16 protein-coding genes are annotated in these 15,920 nt (G+C 63.4%); 10 read left to right on the forward strand and 6 right to left on the reverse strand.

Annotated elements, in window-relative coordinates:
• The first annotated feature begins 65 nt into the window (after positions 1-65).
• The 10 genes from GSQ88_RS20785 to alkB all read left to right on the forward strand — a co-directional run bounded on the left by GSQ88_RS20785 (position 66) and on the right by alkB (position 9,172).
• The gene (locus GSQ88_RS20785) at positions 66-1,313 is read left to right on the forward strand and encodes an amino acid ABC transporter substrate-binding protein (RefSeq protein ID WP_159009623.1); all 1,248 of its coding nucleotides are present in this window, start codon (positions 66-68) and stop codon (positions 1,311-1,313) included.
• Between the two features lie 43 nt (positions 1,314-1,356).
• On the forward strand, positions 1,357-2,283 hold the full coding sequence (locus tag GSQ88_RS20790; RefSeq protein ID WP_159009624.1) for a branched-chain amino acid ABC transporter permease: 927 nt from the start codon (positions 1,357-1,359) through the stop codon (positions 2,281-2,283).
• Complete coding sequence (locus GSQ88_RS20795) at positions 2,276-3,196, forward strand: branched-chain amino acid ABC transporter permease (protein WP_159009625.1); 921 nt, start codon at positions 2,276-2,278, stop codon at positions 3,194-3,196. The genes GSQ88_RS20790 and GSQ88_RS20795 overlap by 8 nt, the downstream gene beginning before the upstream one ends.
• Positions 3,186-3,917, forward strand: coding sequence for an ABC transporter ATP-binding protein (locus GSQ88_RS20800; protein ID WP_159009626.1), 732 nt, complete (start codon positions 3,186-3,188; stop codon positions 3,915-3,917). The genes GSQ88_RS20795 and GSQ88_RS20800 overlap by 11 nt, the downstream gene beginning before the upstream one ends.
• Positions 3,907-4,626: an ABC transporter ATP-binding protein gene (locus GSQ88_RS20805; RefSeq protein WP_159009627.1), complete on the forward strand. Its 720-nt coding sequence runs from the start codon at positions 3,907-3,909 to the stop codon at positions 4,624-4,626. The genes GSQ88_RS20800 and GSQ88_RS20805 overlap by 11 nt, the downstream gene beginning before the upstream one ends.
• Complete coding sequence (locus tag GSQ88_RS20810) at positions 4,626-5,966, forward strand: acyclic terpene utilization AtuA family protein (protein WP_159009628.1); 1,341 nt, start codon at positions 4,626-4,628, stop codon at positions 5,964-5,966. Before GSQ88_RS20805 ends, GSQ88_RS20810 begins: the two co-directional genes overlap by 1 nt.
• Before the next feature lie 3 nt (positions 5,967-5,969).
• On the forward strand, positions 5,970-6,290 hold the full coding sequence (locus tag GSQ88_RS20815) for an AtuA-related protein (protein WP_159009629.1): 321 nt from the start codon (positions 5,970-5,972) through the stop codon (positions 6,288-6,290).
• A gap of 27 nt (positions 6,291-6,317) precedes the next feature.
• Positions 6,318-7,664 carry an amidase gene (locus GSQ88_RS20820; protein WP_159009630.1) on the forward strand — a complete coding sequence of 449 codons (1,347 nt, stop codon included), beginning with the start codon at positions 6,318-6,320 and terminating at the stop codon, positions 7,662-7,664.
• An 80-nt stretch (positions 7,665-7,744) separates the two neighbouring features.
• Positions 7,745-8,506 carry a 2OG-Fe(II) oxygenase gene (locus GSQ88_RS20825; RefSeq protein WP_159009631.1) on the forward strand — a complete coding sequence of 254 codons (762 nt, stop codon included), beginning with the start codon at positions 7,745-7,747 and terminating at the stop codon, positions 8,504-8,506.
• A 12-nt stretch (positions 8,507-8,518) separates the two neighbouring features.
• Positions 8,519-9,172, forward strand: coding sequence for a DNA oxidative demethylase AlkB (gene alkB, locus GSQ88_RS20830; RefSeq protein WP_159009933.1), 654 nt, complete (start codon positions 8,519-8,521; stop codon positions 9,170-9,172).
• A gap of 145 nt (positions 9,173-9,317) precedes the next feature.
• Here alkB and GSQ88_RS20835 read toward each other — a convergent pair whose 3' ends face one another.
• The 6 genes from GSQ88_RS20835 to GSQ88_RS20860 form a co-directional block, all read right to left on the reverse strand.
• A complete protein-coding gene (locus GSQ88_RS20835) occupies positions 9,318-10,985 on the reverse strand; it encodes a thiamine pyrophosphate-dependent enzyme (RefSeq protein ID WP_159009632.1) in 1,668 nt (555 codons plus the stop codon).
• A 27-nt stretch (positions 10,986-11,012) separates the two neighbouring features.
• Complete coding sequence (locus tag GSQ88_RS20840) at positions 11,013-11,885, reverse strand: fumarylacetoacetate hydrolase family protein (RefSeq protein WP_159009633.1); 873 nt, start codon at positions 11,883-11,885, stop codon at positions 11,013-11,015.
• 51 nt (positions 11,886-11,936) lie between these two features.
• Positions 11,937-12,641: a molybdate ABC transporter substrate-binding protein gene (gene modA / locus GSQ88_RS20845; RefSeq protein ID WP_246784898.1), complete on the reverse strand. Its 705-nt coding sequence runs from the start codon at positions 12,639-12,641 to the stop codon at positions 11,937-11,939.
• Between the two features lie 130 nt (positions 12,642-12,771).
• Complete coding sequence (gene hpaD / locus GSQ88_RS20850) at positions 12,772-13,755, reverse strand: 3,4-dihydroxyphenylacetate 2,3-dioxygenase (RefSeq protein WP_159009635.1); 984 nt, start codon at positions 13,753-13,755, stop codon at positions 12,772-12,774.
• 136 nt (positions 13,756-13,891) lie between these two features.
• A complete protein-coding gene (hpaE, locus tag GSQ88_RS20855; protein ID WP_159009636.1) occupies positions 13,892-15,433 on the reverse strand; it encodes a 5-carboxymethyl-2-hydroxymuconate semialdehyde dehydrogenase in 1,542 nt (513 codons plus the stop codon).
• Positions 15,426-15,839 carry a 5-carboxymethyl-2-hydroxymuconate Delta-isomerase gene (locus GSQ88_RS20860; protein WP_159009637.1) on the reverse strand — a complete coding sequence of 138 codons (414 nt, stop codon included), beginning with the start codon at positions 15,837-15,839 and terminating at the stop codon, positions 15,426-15,428. Before GSQ88_RS20860 ends, hpaE begins: the two co-directional genes overlap by 8 nt.
• Positions 15,840-15,920 lie beyond the last annotated feature (81 nt).

Here is a 15,920-nt window from a genome sequence, read left to right on the forward strand (position 1 = left end):
TGTCGTATAGTTGATTTGTCGGCCAATACGCGCCAAGAAGGAGCCAGAACCGGAGAGGAAACAAGATGATCAAAAAAGCATCGGTTGTGCTGGCGGCGGGTTTGGCGATGGCCACCCAGGCTTTTGCGGCCGACGCGCCGGCGGAAATCAAGGTCGGCACGCTCTATGCGTCATCCGGTCGCTATGCGTCGATTTCGATGCCGGTTTTCAATGGCCTCAAGCTCTGGGCCGAGCAAAAGAACGCCGATGGCGGCGTCTATGTGAAGGCGTTCGACAAGAAGATTCCCGTCAAGCTTGTCGCCTATGACGACCAGAGCAACACCGCGACCGCGTCTACGCTGTATAACCAGCTCGTCACGCAGGATAAGGTCGATCTGTTGGCTTCCGATTCCGGTTCGGTGCTGACCGCGCCGGCCGCGACGATCGCCCGCGACCACAAGATGTTCCTGTTCGATCAGACAGGCACCGGCGCCAGCTTCTTTTCCAAGGACAACCCCTATATCGCGTTGATGTCCGACCCGGTCTCGACGATCTGGCCGAAGCCGGTCGCCGACTTCATTACGCATGATGGCCCCGCGCTCGGCATCAAGAAGATCGCCATCCTTTATGCGACCAACGAATTCACCGGCACCCAGGCCAATGCGTTCCGCAAGTTCGTCAAGGATTCAGGGGCGCCGATCGAGATCGTCTACGATCAGGGCGTTCCGACCGAGACCACCAACTACACCGTGATCATCAACAACATCGCCAACACCAATCCGGATGCGGTGATTCATCTGGGTTTCGCGCCGAACGACATCGCTTTCCTGCGCAACGTGCAGGACGCCGGCGTCAATTTCAAAATGCTGTTCTGCATCTACGCGGGTCTGGAAACCGAACTCCTGGAAAAGAACGTCGGCGCCAAAGGCCTCGAGCACGTCTTTACCTATGTCCCGCCGTCGGAGCTGGAATATAAAGTCAATTTCGGCATGGACATGAAGAGCTACAAGGCAGCCTGGGAGAAGGCTTATCCGGACGGCAAGGTCGAGTTCGGGTTCAACGCGGTGGCGGGCTACACCACGGGCCTCGTGATGGAAAAGACGCTCGGGGTTGCGACCAGCCTCGATCAGCTCGAACTGCGCCGCGCCAATTTCAGCCTGTCGGGTGAACTCAAGACACTCGACGGCACCTATGCGCTGGACGAAACCGGCGGTCAGATCGGCGAGTTGACGCCGCTTGGTCAGCTCGCGCTCGACGAGCATGAGCATGTCAAGTTCATCTCGATCTATCCGCACGAGACCGCGACCGGCAAGCCGGTTTACCCGCGTCCATGATCCGATCGCCAACTGAAAGCCGGACGCTGGGAGCGATGCGCCGATGCTGATCTATGCGCTCGTCGCCGGTGTTCTGTTCGGGCTGTATTTCAGTCTGGTCGGGATCGGACTCAATCTCGTGTTCGGCGTCATGCGCATCGTTAACCTCGCGCATGGCGACATCCTGATGCTGGGTGCGTTCATCGCGTTCGGTGTCGTCGGCATCTTCGGCATCGATCCCTTGTTCGCGGTGCCGCTGGCGTTCGCGGTGTTCGTGCTGGTCGGCCTGCTGCTCTACTGGGTACTGGTGCCGCGGCTGCAGGGCTCGGTTAATCCGGAAATGCTGTCGATCATCCTGTTCTTCGGTCTATCGCAGGTGATCGAGGCCATCACCACCATCTTCGCCGGCACCAGCGAACGCTCGATCCAGAGCCGGCTGCTTGGCACGGTATTCTCGACCATCAAGGTCAAGCTGTTCGGCGGCAAGCCGGGCGCCAGCGGGCCGATATCGATCCTCGGCCAGGGCTTTCCGGCGCCATGGGTGGTCGCGGCCGGCACCAGCCTGATCGCGATCGCCTTCGTGTATTTCTATCTGTACCGCACGCGTCTGGGCACGCTGACCCGCGCGGTGATGTCGCGGCGAGACGAGGCCTTCGCGACCGGCATCGATGTCGATCGGGTTTCGGCTGCCGCCTTCGGCATCGGCCTCGGGCTCGCCGCCGTGGCCGGCGTGTTCGCGCCCTTCATGTTCGGATCGGTGACGCCGGCGTTCGGCGCCGATGCGACCGTGACGTCATTTGCCATCGTGGTGCTGGGATCGCTCGGCAATCCCTTGGGGACGGCGTTGGGCGGCGTGGTCTACGGCGTCTGCTACATGCTGGTGCAGACCTATCTCAGTTCATGGGCTGACCTGCTGCCCTATGTGCTCCTGATCTTCATCCTGCTGCTGCGTCCGAGCGGTCTGCTTGGAAGGCGGGTGCGCGTTGCCTAGTTCGCTCAAACACCTGCTGTTCATCGTCGCGCCTCTGATCGTCCTGTTGGCGGTGCTGCCCGGCGTGTACCAGAACCATCTGCTGCTGTTCAATTTCGTGATCTTCCTGGTGCTCGCCCAGGGCGTCAACATCATCTACGGATTCACCGGCTATCTGCCGTTCGGCTATGTCGGTTTCTTCGGCGCCGGCGCCTACGGCTTTGCGATCATGGTGATGCACTTCCAGACGCCCGCGGTGCTGGCGGTACTCGTCGGCGGCCTGGTCGGCGTCGCACTGGGTCTGTTGCTGACGCCGCTGCTGCGGCTGTCCGGCGCTTATTTCGCGATCGCCAATCTCGCGGCATCGCTGGCGGTGTTGCACTTCGTCGCCAATCCCGCGTTGGAAAACATCACCAAGGGGCCGTACGGCGTCTCGCTCACCGGCACCTTCAACCCGAACATGGCCTATGCCGCGGCGGTCGTGGTGCTGGCGCTGACACTGGGTGCCGTGGTGTTCCTGAAGAACTCGCGCTTCGGGCTGGCGTTACAGGCCGTGCGCGAGGACGCGGTCTCGGCCTCGATGGCCGGTGTCAATGTGGTCAAGATGCGCGTGATCGCGTGGCTGGCCTCGGCGCTGGTGGCCGGTCTCGCCGGAGGCGTCTATGCCTGGTATGTTTCGGTGTTCTATCCGGACAACGTGTTCTCCGGCGATTTCAGCATTTTTGCGATCGTGTTTGCGCTGTTCGGCGGTGTTGCCACGATCTGCGGTCCGATCGTCGGCGTCATCATTCTCTACGGCATCTACAATCTGATCGGGTTCACCACGCCGCAATATTTCCAGTTGATCTATGGTCTCCTGATCATGGGATTGGTGCTGTTCCTGCCCGCGGGCCTGGTCTCGCTCGCAACCCGCCGGGGGTGGCATGTCCCCTGACAACAAGCCCATCCTCACCATCTCCAAGGTGATAAAACGCTTCGGCGGCTTCCATGCGCTCGACGGCCTGAGCTTTCACGTGGTGCCCGGAGAAATTTTGGGACTCGTCGGGCCCAACGGCTCCGGCAAGACCACCGCGATCAATGTGATTTCGGGGCTCTATGCGCCCGACGGCGGCGAAGTCGTGATGGACGACGTGTCGATCGGCGGCATGGCCTCGCACAAACTGGTCCATCGCGGCATCAACCGCACCTTCCAGGTGCCCAAGCCGTTCATGTCGCTGACGGTGCGCCAGAACATCGATGTCGCGCTGGCCTATGGCCGCGCCTCGGCAGCACCTCCGGCGATGGCCGCGCTGCTCGACGAATACCGGCTCGCCGAGGTCGCGGACCGACCGGCGGCCGATCTGAATAACGTGCAGCAAAAGACCCTCGATCTGGTTCGCGCGCTTGCGACCGGGCCGCGGCTGTTGCTGCTCGATGAACTCGCCGCCGGCCTCAATCCGACCGAGCTCGACTGGATCGCCGAACGCATCAAGGCGCTGGCGCGGTCCGGGATCGCGATCATCGTGGTCGAGCATCTGATGGGGTTCATCGAGCACATCACCGACCGCGTCATCGTGATGAATGCCGGCAAGGAGATCTTCGAGGGCACGCTCGCGGTCGCGGTCAAGGTGCCGCAGGTGATCGAGGTATTTTTGGGAGGCGAGCATGCCGTCTGAAACAGCCCCCTTGATGAAAGCTTCCGGCGTCAATGCCGGCTACGGCACGATGCAGGTGCTGTGGGGCGTCGATCTCGACGTCCGCCCAAGCGAGACCGTGCTGCTGCTCGGCGCCAACGGCGCGGGCAAGACCACATTCCTCAAATCGCTGGTCGGCCTGATCGAGGCGCGGGGCGGCAGCATCACGCTCGCCGACACCGACATCACGCGGATGCGCTCTAGCGACCGCATGAAGCTCGGCATGACCTATATGTCGGAGCTCGCGGTGTTTCCCGATCTGTCGATCGAGGAGAATATCCGCGTCGGTGCTCAGGCGCTCGGCCATGCCGATCCCGGTGCGCGGGTTGAAGAAATGTACGGCGTGTTCCCGGTGCTGCGCGAAAAACGTCGCGCGCCGGCCTCCAGCCTGTCCGGCGGCCAGCGCAAGATGCTTGGCATCGCCAAGGCGCTCGCGGCGGAGCCGAAACTATTGGTGATGGATGAACCCTCGGCCGGGTTGTCGCCGTTGTTCGTCAAGGAAGTGATCCGCATCCTCAGCGATCTGCGCGGACGGGGCCTTGCGCTTCTGATCGCCGAGCAGAATATCGGCTTTCTTGAAGTGGCGACGCGGGTGTTCGTGCTGGAAGGCGGACGTATCCGGTTCTCCGGCACGGTCGCGGAAATGAGCGATAACGAGGCGCTGCGGCGGGCTTATTTCGGATTGAAATGATGCGAACCATCAGGATCGGATCCGGCGCGGGCTATTCGGGCGATCGCATCGAGCCCGCGCTCGAACTCGCCGAAAAAGGCGACCTCCAGTATCTGGTGTTCGAATGCCTCGGCGAACGCACCGTGGCGCTGGCGCAGCAGGCGCGCATGAAAGACCCTGACGGCGGCTATGATCCGCTGCTCGAAGAGCGGATGCGCGCGGTGCTGCCGGTGTGCGCCGCCAAAGGCATCAAGATCGTCACCAATATGGGCGCGGCCAATCCGGAAGCCGCCGCGCGGAAAACCGCCGAGATCGCCAGATCGCTCGGATTGTCGTCGCTGAAAATCGCAGCTGTCGTCGGCGACGACGTGCTCGACGCCTGCAAGGACGGCGATCTTCCGATCATGGAATTCGACGGCACCATCAAGCAACTCGGCAACCGGCTGTTGTCGGCCAATGCCTATCTCGGCGCTGAGCCGATGGCGCAGGCGCTTGGCGAAGGCGCCGATATCGTCATCACCGGGCGGGCGTCCGATCCGGCGCTGTTTCTGGCGCCGATGATCCACGCTTTCGGCTGGGCGATGGATGACTGGAATCTGCTGGGGCAGGGCACCGTCGCCGGGCATCTCCTGGAATGCGCCGGACAGATCACCGGCGGCTATTTCGCCGACCCCGGCTACAAGGATGTCGCAGGCTTGGCGCGGCTCGGCTTCCCGATCGGGGAAGTGGGCGAGGACGGCGCGCTGGTCATCACCAAGGTCGCGGGCTCCGGTGGTGCTGTGACGGCGCAGACCTGCAAGGAGCAATTGCTCTACGAGGTGCACGACCCCAAGCGCTATTTGCAGCCCGACGTGGTCGCGGATTTCTCGCAGGTGAAGGTCGAGGAGATCGCGCCCGATCGCGTGCGGGTTAGCGGCGGCCGCGGCACGCGGCGCACCGAAACGCTGAAGGTGTCGGTCGGTTATGTCGACAGTTTTATCGGCGAGGGCCAGATTTCCTATGCCGGGCCGGGCGCACTGGCGCGCGGGCGGCTGGCGCTGGAGATTGTGCGCGAGCGGCTCAAGCTCACCGGCGTTGCCGCGAGCGAATTGCGGTTTGAATTGATCGGCGTCGAATCTTTGCACGGCGCGGAGGTCTCCTCGCACGCGGCCGAGCCTTACGAAGTGCGCGTTCGCGTCGCCGGGCGTACCGAAAGCCTGCGCGAGGCGATCCGGATCGGCAATGAGGTCGAAACGCTTTACACCAATGGCCCGGCCGCCGGCGGCGGCGCCTGGAAATCGGCGCGCGATGTGGTCGCGGTGGCCTCGGTGTTGCTGCCGCGCGATCTGGCAAAGCCGCAGATCCGGTTTGTGGGGGCGTAGGCCATGAAGCTGCGCGACATCGCCCATTCCCGCACCGGCGACAAAGGCAACACATCAAACATTTCCGTGATCGCCTATCACGAGAAGCATTATCCGCTGCTGCTGGAACAGGTCACCAGCGCGCGGGTCAAAGCGCATTTCGCCGGTGTCGTCGAAGGCGAGGTGGTTCGCTATGAATTGCCTGACATTTCGGCGCTGAATTTCGTGATGTCCGCAGCACTCGGCGGCGGCGTCACTCGCTCGCTGGCGCTCGACGCGCACGGCAAATCGCTGAGCTCTGCGCTGCTCGATCTCGACATTGAACCGGCTTCGGGCGACAACTAGCGCTTCCACATCGTGAGACAGGAAGCCATGCCGAACAAACCGACCCTAGCCACTCTGGCTGACGATCTCGAGAACGGGCGCACCAGCGCCCGCAAACTGGTCGAAGGCTGCATCGCCAGGGTCGCCGATCCCGCTGGTGAGGGGCAGCGCGTCTTCATTCATGTCGACCGGGACGCAGCGCTCGCGGCGGCCGACGCGATGGATCATTTGCGCAAAGCCAATGCCGCGCCGTCGCGCTTTGCCGGCATCCCCATCTCGATCAAGGATCTGTTCGACATCAAGGGGCAGGTGACCCGCGCCGGCTCGCGCGCGCTCGATGATTCACCGCCGGCCCAGGCCGATGCGACGGTGGTGGCCCGGCTGCGCCGCGCCGGTTTTGTTGTGATCGGCCGCACCAACATGACCGAATTCGCCTATTCCGGCATCGGCATCAATCCGCATTACGGCACGCCGAAGAGCGCGTGGCAGCGCAGCGTCGGCCACGTGCCCGGCGGATCGTCCTCGGGTGCCGCGGTTTCCGTTGCCGACGGCATGGCGTATGGCGCGCTCGGCACCGATACCGGCGGCTCGTGCCGAATCCCGGCGGCCTTCAACGGCATCGTCGGTTTCAAGCCGACGCAGCGGCGCGTGCCGCTCGACGGTGGCGTGCCACTGTCGTTTACGCTCGACAGTTTTGGCCCCCTGGCGCGCACGGTGTCGTGCTGCGCCATCATGGACGCGGTGCTGGCGGATGAGCCGGTGACCGAATTGCAGCCGCGGCCGATCAAGGGCATGCGGCTCGCAGTGCCGACCACCTTGGTGCTCGACGATCTCGACGATGCGGTGGCGCAAACCTTCCATCGCGCGCTGGAAACCCTGTCGCGTCAGGGCGCCCTGATCGAGCGGATCGAGGTGCCGGAATTCCTCGATATCGGCATCATGAACACCAAGGGCGGTTTCTCGGCGGCGGAAAGCTATGCCTGGCATCGCTTCCTGATCGCGAGCAAGGGCGATGTCTACGATCCCCGCGTGTCGGTGCGTATTCTTCGCGGCGAGGCCATGAGCGCGGCCGATTATGTCGATCTGTTGGGCGCGCGGCGGTCGATGATCGCGCGCATCGAACAGCGCATCGCCCCCTATGACGCGCTGGTGCTGCCGACCACGGCCAACACGCCGCCGCGCATCGCCGATCTGGCCGATGACAAGGCGTTTGCCGTGGCCAACGTGCTGGCGCTGCGCAATTGCTCGCTGATCAACATGATCGACGGCTGCGCGATCTCGCTGCCCGCGCAGCGCGACGGCGAGGTCCCTGTCGGATTGATGCTGGCGGCGGCGGGCGGAGCGGATCGGCGGATTTTTGAGCTTGCGGCTGGCATGGAAGCTGCGATCCGGTAAGCGGATTGATCGCGGGGACGACGGCGCAGGGTATCGGAAATCGGGTGGCGCCAGTCGGCGCGGTTTGCCAAACTGTCGTCATGACAGCCAACGCCAAAATCGCTCCCAAAATCGCCCATCAGGGCACTGCTTCGATCGGCATCCCCGCCCGCATCGACGCCATCGATTGGACGCAGGCGACCGCCGATCTCGACGCGCAGGGCTGCGCGGTCCTGAACAACCTGCTGTCGCCAGACGAGTGCGGCGCGATCACGGCGCTCTATTCGGACGACAGTCACTTCCGCAGCCGGGTCGTGATGGGACGTCACGGCTTTGGCCGGGGCGAATACAAATATTTCTCCTACCCGCTTCCGGAACTGATCGGTGCGTTGCGGCCGGCGCTTTACGCCAAACTCTGCGGCGTCGCCAATCGCTGGAACCAGGCGATGGGCATCGATATCAGCTACCCCGCGACGCATGAAGTGTTCCTGAGGCGTTGTCACGAGGCCGGCCAGACCCGGCCGACCCCGCTGCTGTTGCAATATGAGGCTGGCGACTACAATTGCCTGCATCAGGACCTCTACGGTGAGCACGTGTTCCCGTTGCAGGTCGCGATCCTGCTGTCGGAACCGGGCCGTGATTTCGCCGGCGGCGAATTCGTGCTGACCGAGCAGCGGCCGCGGATGCAGTCGCGTCCCGAAGTGGTGCCGCTGCGGCAGGGCGATGCGGTCGCGTTTGCTGTGCATCACCGTCCGGTGCAGGGGACGCGCGGCGTTTATCGGGTTAATTTACGCCATGGCGTCAGCCGGATCCGCTCCGGCCATCGCCATACCGTTGGCGTGATTTTTCACGATGCGAAGTGAGTGCAAAGCGTTTTGAGCACCGATCTGTTTGATGGCCTGCCCGATCTGCGGCCCTCACGCGAGGCCATCGCGGAGGGCGCGGTGTTGTTGCGCGGATTTGCCAAGCCAGTCGAAGACGAATTGATCACGGCGTTGCGCGAGATTGTCGCGCAGGCGTCGTTTCGGCACATGCTGACACCCGGCGGGCATCAGATGTCGGTAGCGATGACCAATTGCGGCGATGCCGGCTGGGTCACCGATCGCAGCGGTTATCGTTATGACACGATCGATCCCGATTCCAGGAAGCCATGGCCGCCGATGCCGCCGTCGTTCCTCTCACTTGCGAAACAAGCGGCGTTGGAAGCAGGCTTCGATAATTTCGCCACCGATGCCTGCCTGATCAACCGCTACCAGCCGGGTGCGCGGATGTCCCTGCATCAGGATCGCGATGAGGGCGATTTCGGTGCGCCGATCGTATCGGTGTCGCTGGGCCTGCCCGCGACCTTCCTGTTTGGCGGCCTGAAGCGCAGCGACAAGTCGCAGCGCTACCGGCTCGAACATGGCGATATCGCGGTATGGGGCGGCCCGGCGCGGTTGGCGTTTCACGGCGTCGCCCCGCTGGCGGACGGCGAACATGCGGTGCTGGGTCGCCAGCGCATCAATCTGACGTTCCGGAAAGCGCGGTGAACGCGCAGTTCACCTCATCTCGGCCGTCATCCTGAGGAGCGCGCTCTTGCGCGCGTCTCGAAGGATGGACACAACGCATGGACTCGCGGCCATCCTTCGAGACGCGGCGAAGACGCCGCACCTCAGGATGACGGCCGAGATAGTTTCACAGGCTCTGAGCAGCGCGCACTGTTCCGGTGCGCGCGTCTTGCGGCTTCGCCGGATGGATGAACTTCCAGGGACTGACTTCCGAATCGGTCGGCACCTCGATGTCGATCAAACAAGGCCCGCCATCGGCCAGCGCCTTTTCCAGCGCGGGACGGAAATGATCGGGTGAGGTCACACGTGAAGCCTTGACGCCAAAGGATTCCGCGAGCTTGACGAAGTCCGGATTGACCAGGTCGGCCGCCACCACGCGGCCGTCGAAATGCTGGCGCTGATCGCGCCGGACGTTGCCATAGGCGTTGTTGTTGAACACCAGCGTCACCACGCCGATCCCAAACTGCACGGCGGTTGCCAGTTCCTGCACGCCGAACATGAAACCGCCGTCGCCCGTGATCGCGACCACCGGCCGATCGGGGTTGGCGACCTTGGCGCCGAGCGCGGTCGGAAAACCCGAGCCGAGCGTGCCCTGATAGCCCGAGGTGATGAAGGTGCGCGGCTCGTAGACCGGAAAGCCATACCAGGAGGCAAAGCCGACCTGCGACAGCTCGTCGGTGACGATCGCATTCGACGGCAGCACCTCGCGCAGGATGTTGAGGTACGCCATCTGCGGCTGAACGCTCTGGATTTCCTGGTGCGTCGCCGCCGAAGCCTCGCGGATTGCGGCGCGGCGGCCGCTGGTTTTGCTGTAGCCTCGTTTGCGAACCGCGGCGAGGAGTTCGCTTGTGCCGGCCTGCGCGTCCGCGACCACCGGGGCGTCGACCGTCAGGCGGCGCATCTCCGACGGATCGATGTCGATCCGAACGGATTTCAGGCCCTCGGGCCGGAACGGCCAACGAAACGTGGTGGGCAATTCCATCCGGGTCCCGATCCCGATCATCAGATCGGTGCGCGGCCAGAGCTTGTAGGCCGACGCCATCGTCAGCCCGAGCTCGTGGGCGTTGCTGACGATACCGCGCCCGCTGCGGAACGCCACCACGGGGGCGTCGATCAGTTCCGCAAGTTCGAGAATCTCATCGCATGCGTCGATGGCGCCGCTGCCGACAAAGATCATCGGCGTCTTGCTGGCCGATATCAACGCCGCGGCGGCCTTGATGCGTGCGCTATCCGGCTGCGGCGCCGGCAACCGCTCGAATGGTTTTGATGGGCCGACATCCGCCCGCTGGGTGAACACGTCCCACGGCATTTCCAGCGCCACCGGGCCGCGACGCCCCGACAGCATCTCCTGGAACGCGCGCGAGACCAGCGCCGGCGCCGCATCGGGATATTCGATCCGGTCGGCCCATTTGACGAAACTTCGCAAGGTCGCGAGTTGATCCGGCATTTCGTGCAGATGGCCGCGGCCCTTGCCGAGATAGGCCGTCGGCACCTGGCCGGTCAGGCACAGTACCGGTTCGTTGCAGCCGTAGGCCGTGAGCATGGCCGCTCCGGCATTGAGCACGCCGGGGCCCGGCACCACGCTGAAGACGCCGGGCTTGCCGGACGATCGCGCGTAGCCGAACGCCATGTAGCCGCAGGCCTGCTCGTGCCGCGCGCCGATCACCTTGAGCTGCGCCTGATGAAAGGCATCGAACAGCCCGTAGACCTGCGCGCCGGGCAGGCCGAACACCGTGTCGACGCCGTGCGCGACAAGGCCGTTGACGATGGCTTCGCCGCCGGAAGTGGAGGTCATGGCTTTGTCCGTTCGCTCAAATGCGTTTCACAGGCTTTCGTCGATCACGCCGTTACGTAGCACGCCGACGCCGTCGGCTTCGACCTCGATGACGTCACCGGGCCTCAGGTAGCGCGGTGGATCGAACCGCGCGCCGGCGCCGGTCGGTGTGCCCGTGACGATGACGTCGCCGGGCACCAGGGTCGTGAAGGTCGAGATATAATGCAGCAGATAGCGGAAGCCGAAGATCAGCCGGCCGGTGCGATCGTCCTGCCGCGTCTCGCCGTTGACGCGGGTCGAGAGCCGGATGTCGGCAATCTGGGACTCGCTCGCATAGGGGACAAGCCAGGGGCCGAGGCTGCCGGTGGAATCGAAATTCTTGCCCTGGGTCACATTGAACTTGGCGTGCCTGACCCAATCGCGGATGGTGCCTTCGTTACACAGCGTGACCGCGGCGATGTGATCGAGCGCGGTGCTTTCGGGAATGTGACGCCCGGCCTTGCCGATGACGAGAACCAATTCGCCCTCGTAGTCGAGTTGCGCCGACGCACGCGGCCGCACCAGCGGCGCGTCGTGGCCGACAAACGAACGCGGCGTGCGCATGAACATGCTGGGAAATTTCAGCGCGTCCTGGCCGTCTTTATACTCCGCGTTGCGATCCGGATAATTGACGCCGATGCAGATGATTTTTTCCGGCGCCGGGATCGGCGGCAGCCAGCCGATCGCGTCGAGGGCGTGGTCCGGAGAACGCCGCGCGGCATGCTCGGCGAGTTTGGTCAATGCGCCTGCGGCGACCACCTCGCGCAAGGTCGGATATTCGCGGCCAAAATGTCGGGAGAGATCGACGATGCCGTTGTCGGTCACCGCGCCGTAGTGAGTCGAGCCGCCGATAGAGTAGGTTGCGAGGCGATGTGAGGTCATGATGTGTCCAGTGCCGGTCGTGAAAGAATGGCTGCCGCTTAGCCAGTATCTTTAGCCAGGTGTCATGCCGGCAGCCTTGATAATGGCGGTGGCGGCAGGCGTCCGCAGATAGCCGATGAAGGCTTTGGCTGCCTCGGCTTCCTTGCTGTCGACCGATACCGCCGATGTGAATACCAGTTCCTGCTGCAATTCGGCGGGAAACGGACCCACCAGATCGACACCAGGCGCGATCAGCGTATTGATCAGGAATACCCCCAAATCGACTTCGCCGTTAGCAACCGCCGGAGCGATCTGGTCGGGTAATTGCTGCGGCTTGATTTTGGCCTTCATTTCCTCGGCGACGCCGAGGCGATCGAACACTTTCAACACATAAGCGCCGGCCGCACTGGAGGGGACAGTGCTGATCGATTGCGCGGCGAGCAGGGTTTTCTTCAACGCGTCCGGGGTGCTGATGTCGGGTTTGGCCGCACCTGACCGCACGATGACGCCATAGCCGACGCGAGCGATGTCGATGGTAGGTCCCGCGACAAAACGGGCTTTTGCAGCCGGGTCGTTGAACACATCGACCGGAACCACGGCGAGATCGAGCGGCATGCCTGACGTCGCCTGCTTGATCAGATTGGGCGTGGAGTCGAAGTGAATGACGAGCTTGTGGCCGGTGGCGCGTTCGAATTGCGGAACGATCTGCTTCAGTGGTCCGCTCATGGAGCCGCCGGCGATCATCTTGAGTTCAGCGGCCTTTGCATGGGGCGACATCGCAAGCACCAGAGTAAGCAGTGAGAGGGCGGCGAGGGAGGCGGTCGGCGAGGTTCCCGAAACACGTCGTCCCGGCGAACGCCGGGACGACCCGTGTATGATATTGGTGTCACCAAGATTCATGTCCCGCTTAATCCGCGATCGTGACATCGGCGACGAATTGCGGTTCGCGCACGGTCTGGCCCGCGAAGGGCGAGCCCTGCTCGAACCAGGAACGCGGCGCCGGCGCGCCCCACAATGTTTGCCGGCGCGGATCCTTCAGCGACCAGCGCAGCGGTTCGTGGTCGTGATCGCCGGTAAAATAATCGCTGGTGTAGAGCTCGAGCCGATGGCCGTCGGGATCGCGCACGTAGAGAAAGAACGCGTTGGAAATGCCGTGGCGGCCAGGGCCGCGCTCGATATTCGCCAGATAGCCGCTGGAGGCCATCACGTCGCACAGATGCAGGACGTTCATCGCGGTCGGCACCCAGAACGCAAAATGATGCAGGCGCGGGCCACGGCCATTGGTGATCGCGAAATCATGCACATTGCCCTTGCGGTGCATCCAGGCGGCTGCGATGCGCCCGTTCGGTCCGTCTTCCTCGGCGTATTCAGTCAGGCGGAATCCAAGCCGCGCGTAAAAGTCGACGGTGCCCTGAACCTCGGCCGCGAACACGTTGAAATGGTCGAGGCGCTGCGGTTGGCAGCCCTTGTAGAGGTCGTAGCGTCGCAACAATTGCGGCCGCTTGTCCATCGTCGCATAGAGCTCGATCTGAAAGCCGAACGGGTCGGTGAATTGTAGCGTGCGGCCCTGGAACGGCTGCTCGGCGAAGGCGTAAGCGATGCCGTTCTCCGAGAAGAACGCCGCGGCCTTGTCGAGGTCGCCGTCGTTGCCGACCTTGAACCCAAGCCGGTTGCAGGCCGCGGTCGCAGCCTTGCGCAGCACCACCGAATGATGCTGGTGCTCCTCGCAGCCGCGCAGGTAAACCGCGCCCTGGTCGCGATCCTCGACATGCAGCCCTACGGTGTTCTCGTAGAACTTGCGGCTGGCGTCGAGGTCGGTCACGTCGAGCACGACATGGCTGGAGCGAATGATGTTGAAGGGCGGGTCGAAGATGTGTTGCGGAACGGGCATGGGCGTTTCCTGTGGTGAGTTACTCCAGTCATTGCGAGCGAAGCGAAGCAATCCATCTTGCTGCTATTCAGAGATGGATTGCTTCGTCGCAAGTGCTCCTCGCAATGACGGGAGAATTCGTGGTTTTCTGGGTTGTTTAAATTCCCAATTTCTGAATCTTGTGCGTGCCCCGCGCGAGCGAGACGTGCTTGGTCTCCATGTAGAAATCGAACGAGTAGTCGCCGCCGTCGCGGCCGATGCCGGACGATTTCATGCCGCCGAACGGCGTCGGCAGATGGCGGACGTTTTCGGAGTTGAGCCAGATCATGCCGGCTTCCAGCGCGTCGGCGACGCGCAGCGCGCGTCCCATGTCGCCGGTCCAGACATAACCGGTGAGACCGTAATCGACGCCGTTGGCGATTTCGATGGCGTCGTTTTCGTCGCGGAACGGGATCACGGTCAGGAACGGCCCGAACACCTCCTCCTGCGCCACCCGCATCCTGGCGTTGGCGCCGGTCACCAGCGTCGGCTGGATGTAATGGCCACCACCGGGGCCGTCATGCGGCGCGCCGCCGACCGCGATCACCGCGCCGTCCTGGCGCGCGATATCGAAATAGGAGCAGACCTTGGCGAGATGCCGCTCATGGATCAGCGGTCCGATCTCGGTGGCGGGATCGAGCGGATGGCCGACCTTCAACGCCTTGACCCGCGCGGTCAGTTTCTCGACGAACTTGTCGGCGATACCCTGCTGGATCAACAGCCTGCTCGACGAGGTGCAGCGTTCGCCATTGAGCGAGTAGATCATGAACACCACCGCATCGAGCGCGCGGTCCAAATCAGCATCGTCGAATACGATGACGGGGTTCTTGCCGCCGAGCTCGAAATGCACGCGCTTCAGGGTTGGCGCACCCTGCGCCATGATCGCCGAGCCGGTCGAGCTTTCGCCCACGAATCCAATGGCCTTGATTGCGGGGTGTTCGGTCAGCGCCTTGCCGGCTTCCTCGCCGATGCCGTGCACGGTGTTGAGCACGCCGTCGGGCACGCCGGCCTGCTTTGCAAGCTTGGCGAGCAGATCGGCCGTCACTGGCGACCATTCGGCCGGCTTGTGCACCACGGTGCAGCCCGCCGCCAGCGCTGGCGCGATCTTCCAGGTCGACAGCATGAACGGCGTATTCCACGGTGTGATGACGCCGACCGGGCCGATCGGCACCCGGGTCGACACGTTCCAGTGTTCGTCGCTCGGCGTGTTGAAGCCGTCGCGCGCCTCGGTGCATCTGTCGGCGAAGAAGCGGAAGTTCTCTGCGGCGCGGATGGCGGCCTTGGCCATGAAGCGATGGGCCTGGCCGGTATCGATGCATTCGAGCACCGCGATGTCGTCGGCGCGGTCCTCGATCGCGTCGGCCACGCGATGCAGCAGCTTCTTGCGCATCGCGGCCGGCATGTTGCGCCAGGATTTGAAGGCAAGTGCGGCCGCGGTGGCGGCACGATCGATATCCTCAGGCCCGCCGCGCGCAACCTGTGCCAGCACAGCGCCGTCGACCGGCGATTTGGTCTCGAAGGTTTGCCCCGAGATCGACGGCACCACCTTGCCGTCGATCAGATGGCCGATGCCTTCTTGCTTCAGTTTTGCCAAGAGGGGCGCGACGCGGTCGCGGTTGGCGGCAAACACGTCGGATGTCTTCGGTGTGGCCTTATCCATGGGCGGGTGCCTCCACTTTCGAGGTCTCTTTCAAGGCTTCGTGGATGTTGTTGCGCTTCCAGCTCATCTCCTTGTCGTTGATCTGGATGTCGAACGAGAGCGCGAATTTGCTGTTGGCAAAAACCGGATCGAGGAAGGCCGAGAGCGCCTTGAAGACGTGCTCGCCGGCCTTCTGGCGGGAAGCCAGGTCGCGGCCTTCGCCGAGCCGCAACACCATGGCGATGAATCCGAGATCGGGGTTGCCGTCGGCAATCGCATAATGCTCGCAGCGCACGGCGCGAACGCGGATGCCGCCGAGCGGAAAGATCCCGGTCTCGACCGCGGCCTTGCGCACGACTTCAACGGCCTTACCGATATCGACCCGCGCATCGAGATTTGCGGAATATTCAAGCGTGAAATGCGGCATGATCGCTCCGGAGTTTCTTGTCGTTCAAGCGAAGTAACAGCTCACGGTGCCGTACGGTCCATAGTCGGCCTGGATCGTGTC

The sequence above is a fragment of the Bradyrhizobium sp. S69 genome, from assembly GCF_009766005.1.
Lineage (GTDB): Bacteria > Pseudomonadota > Alphaproteobacteria > Rhizobiales > Xanthobacteraceae > Bradyrhizobium.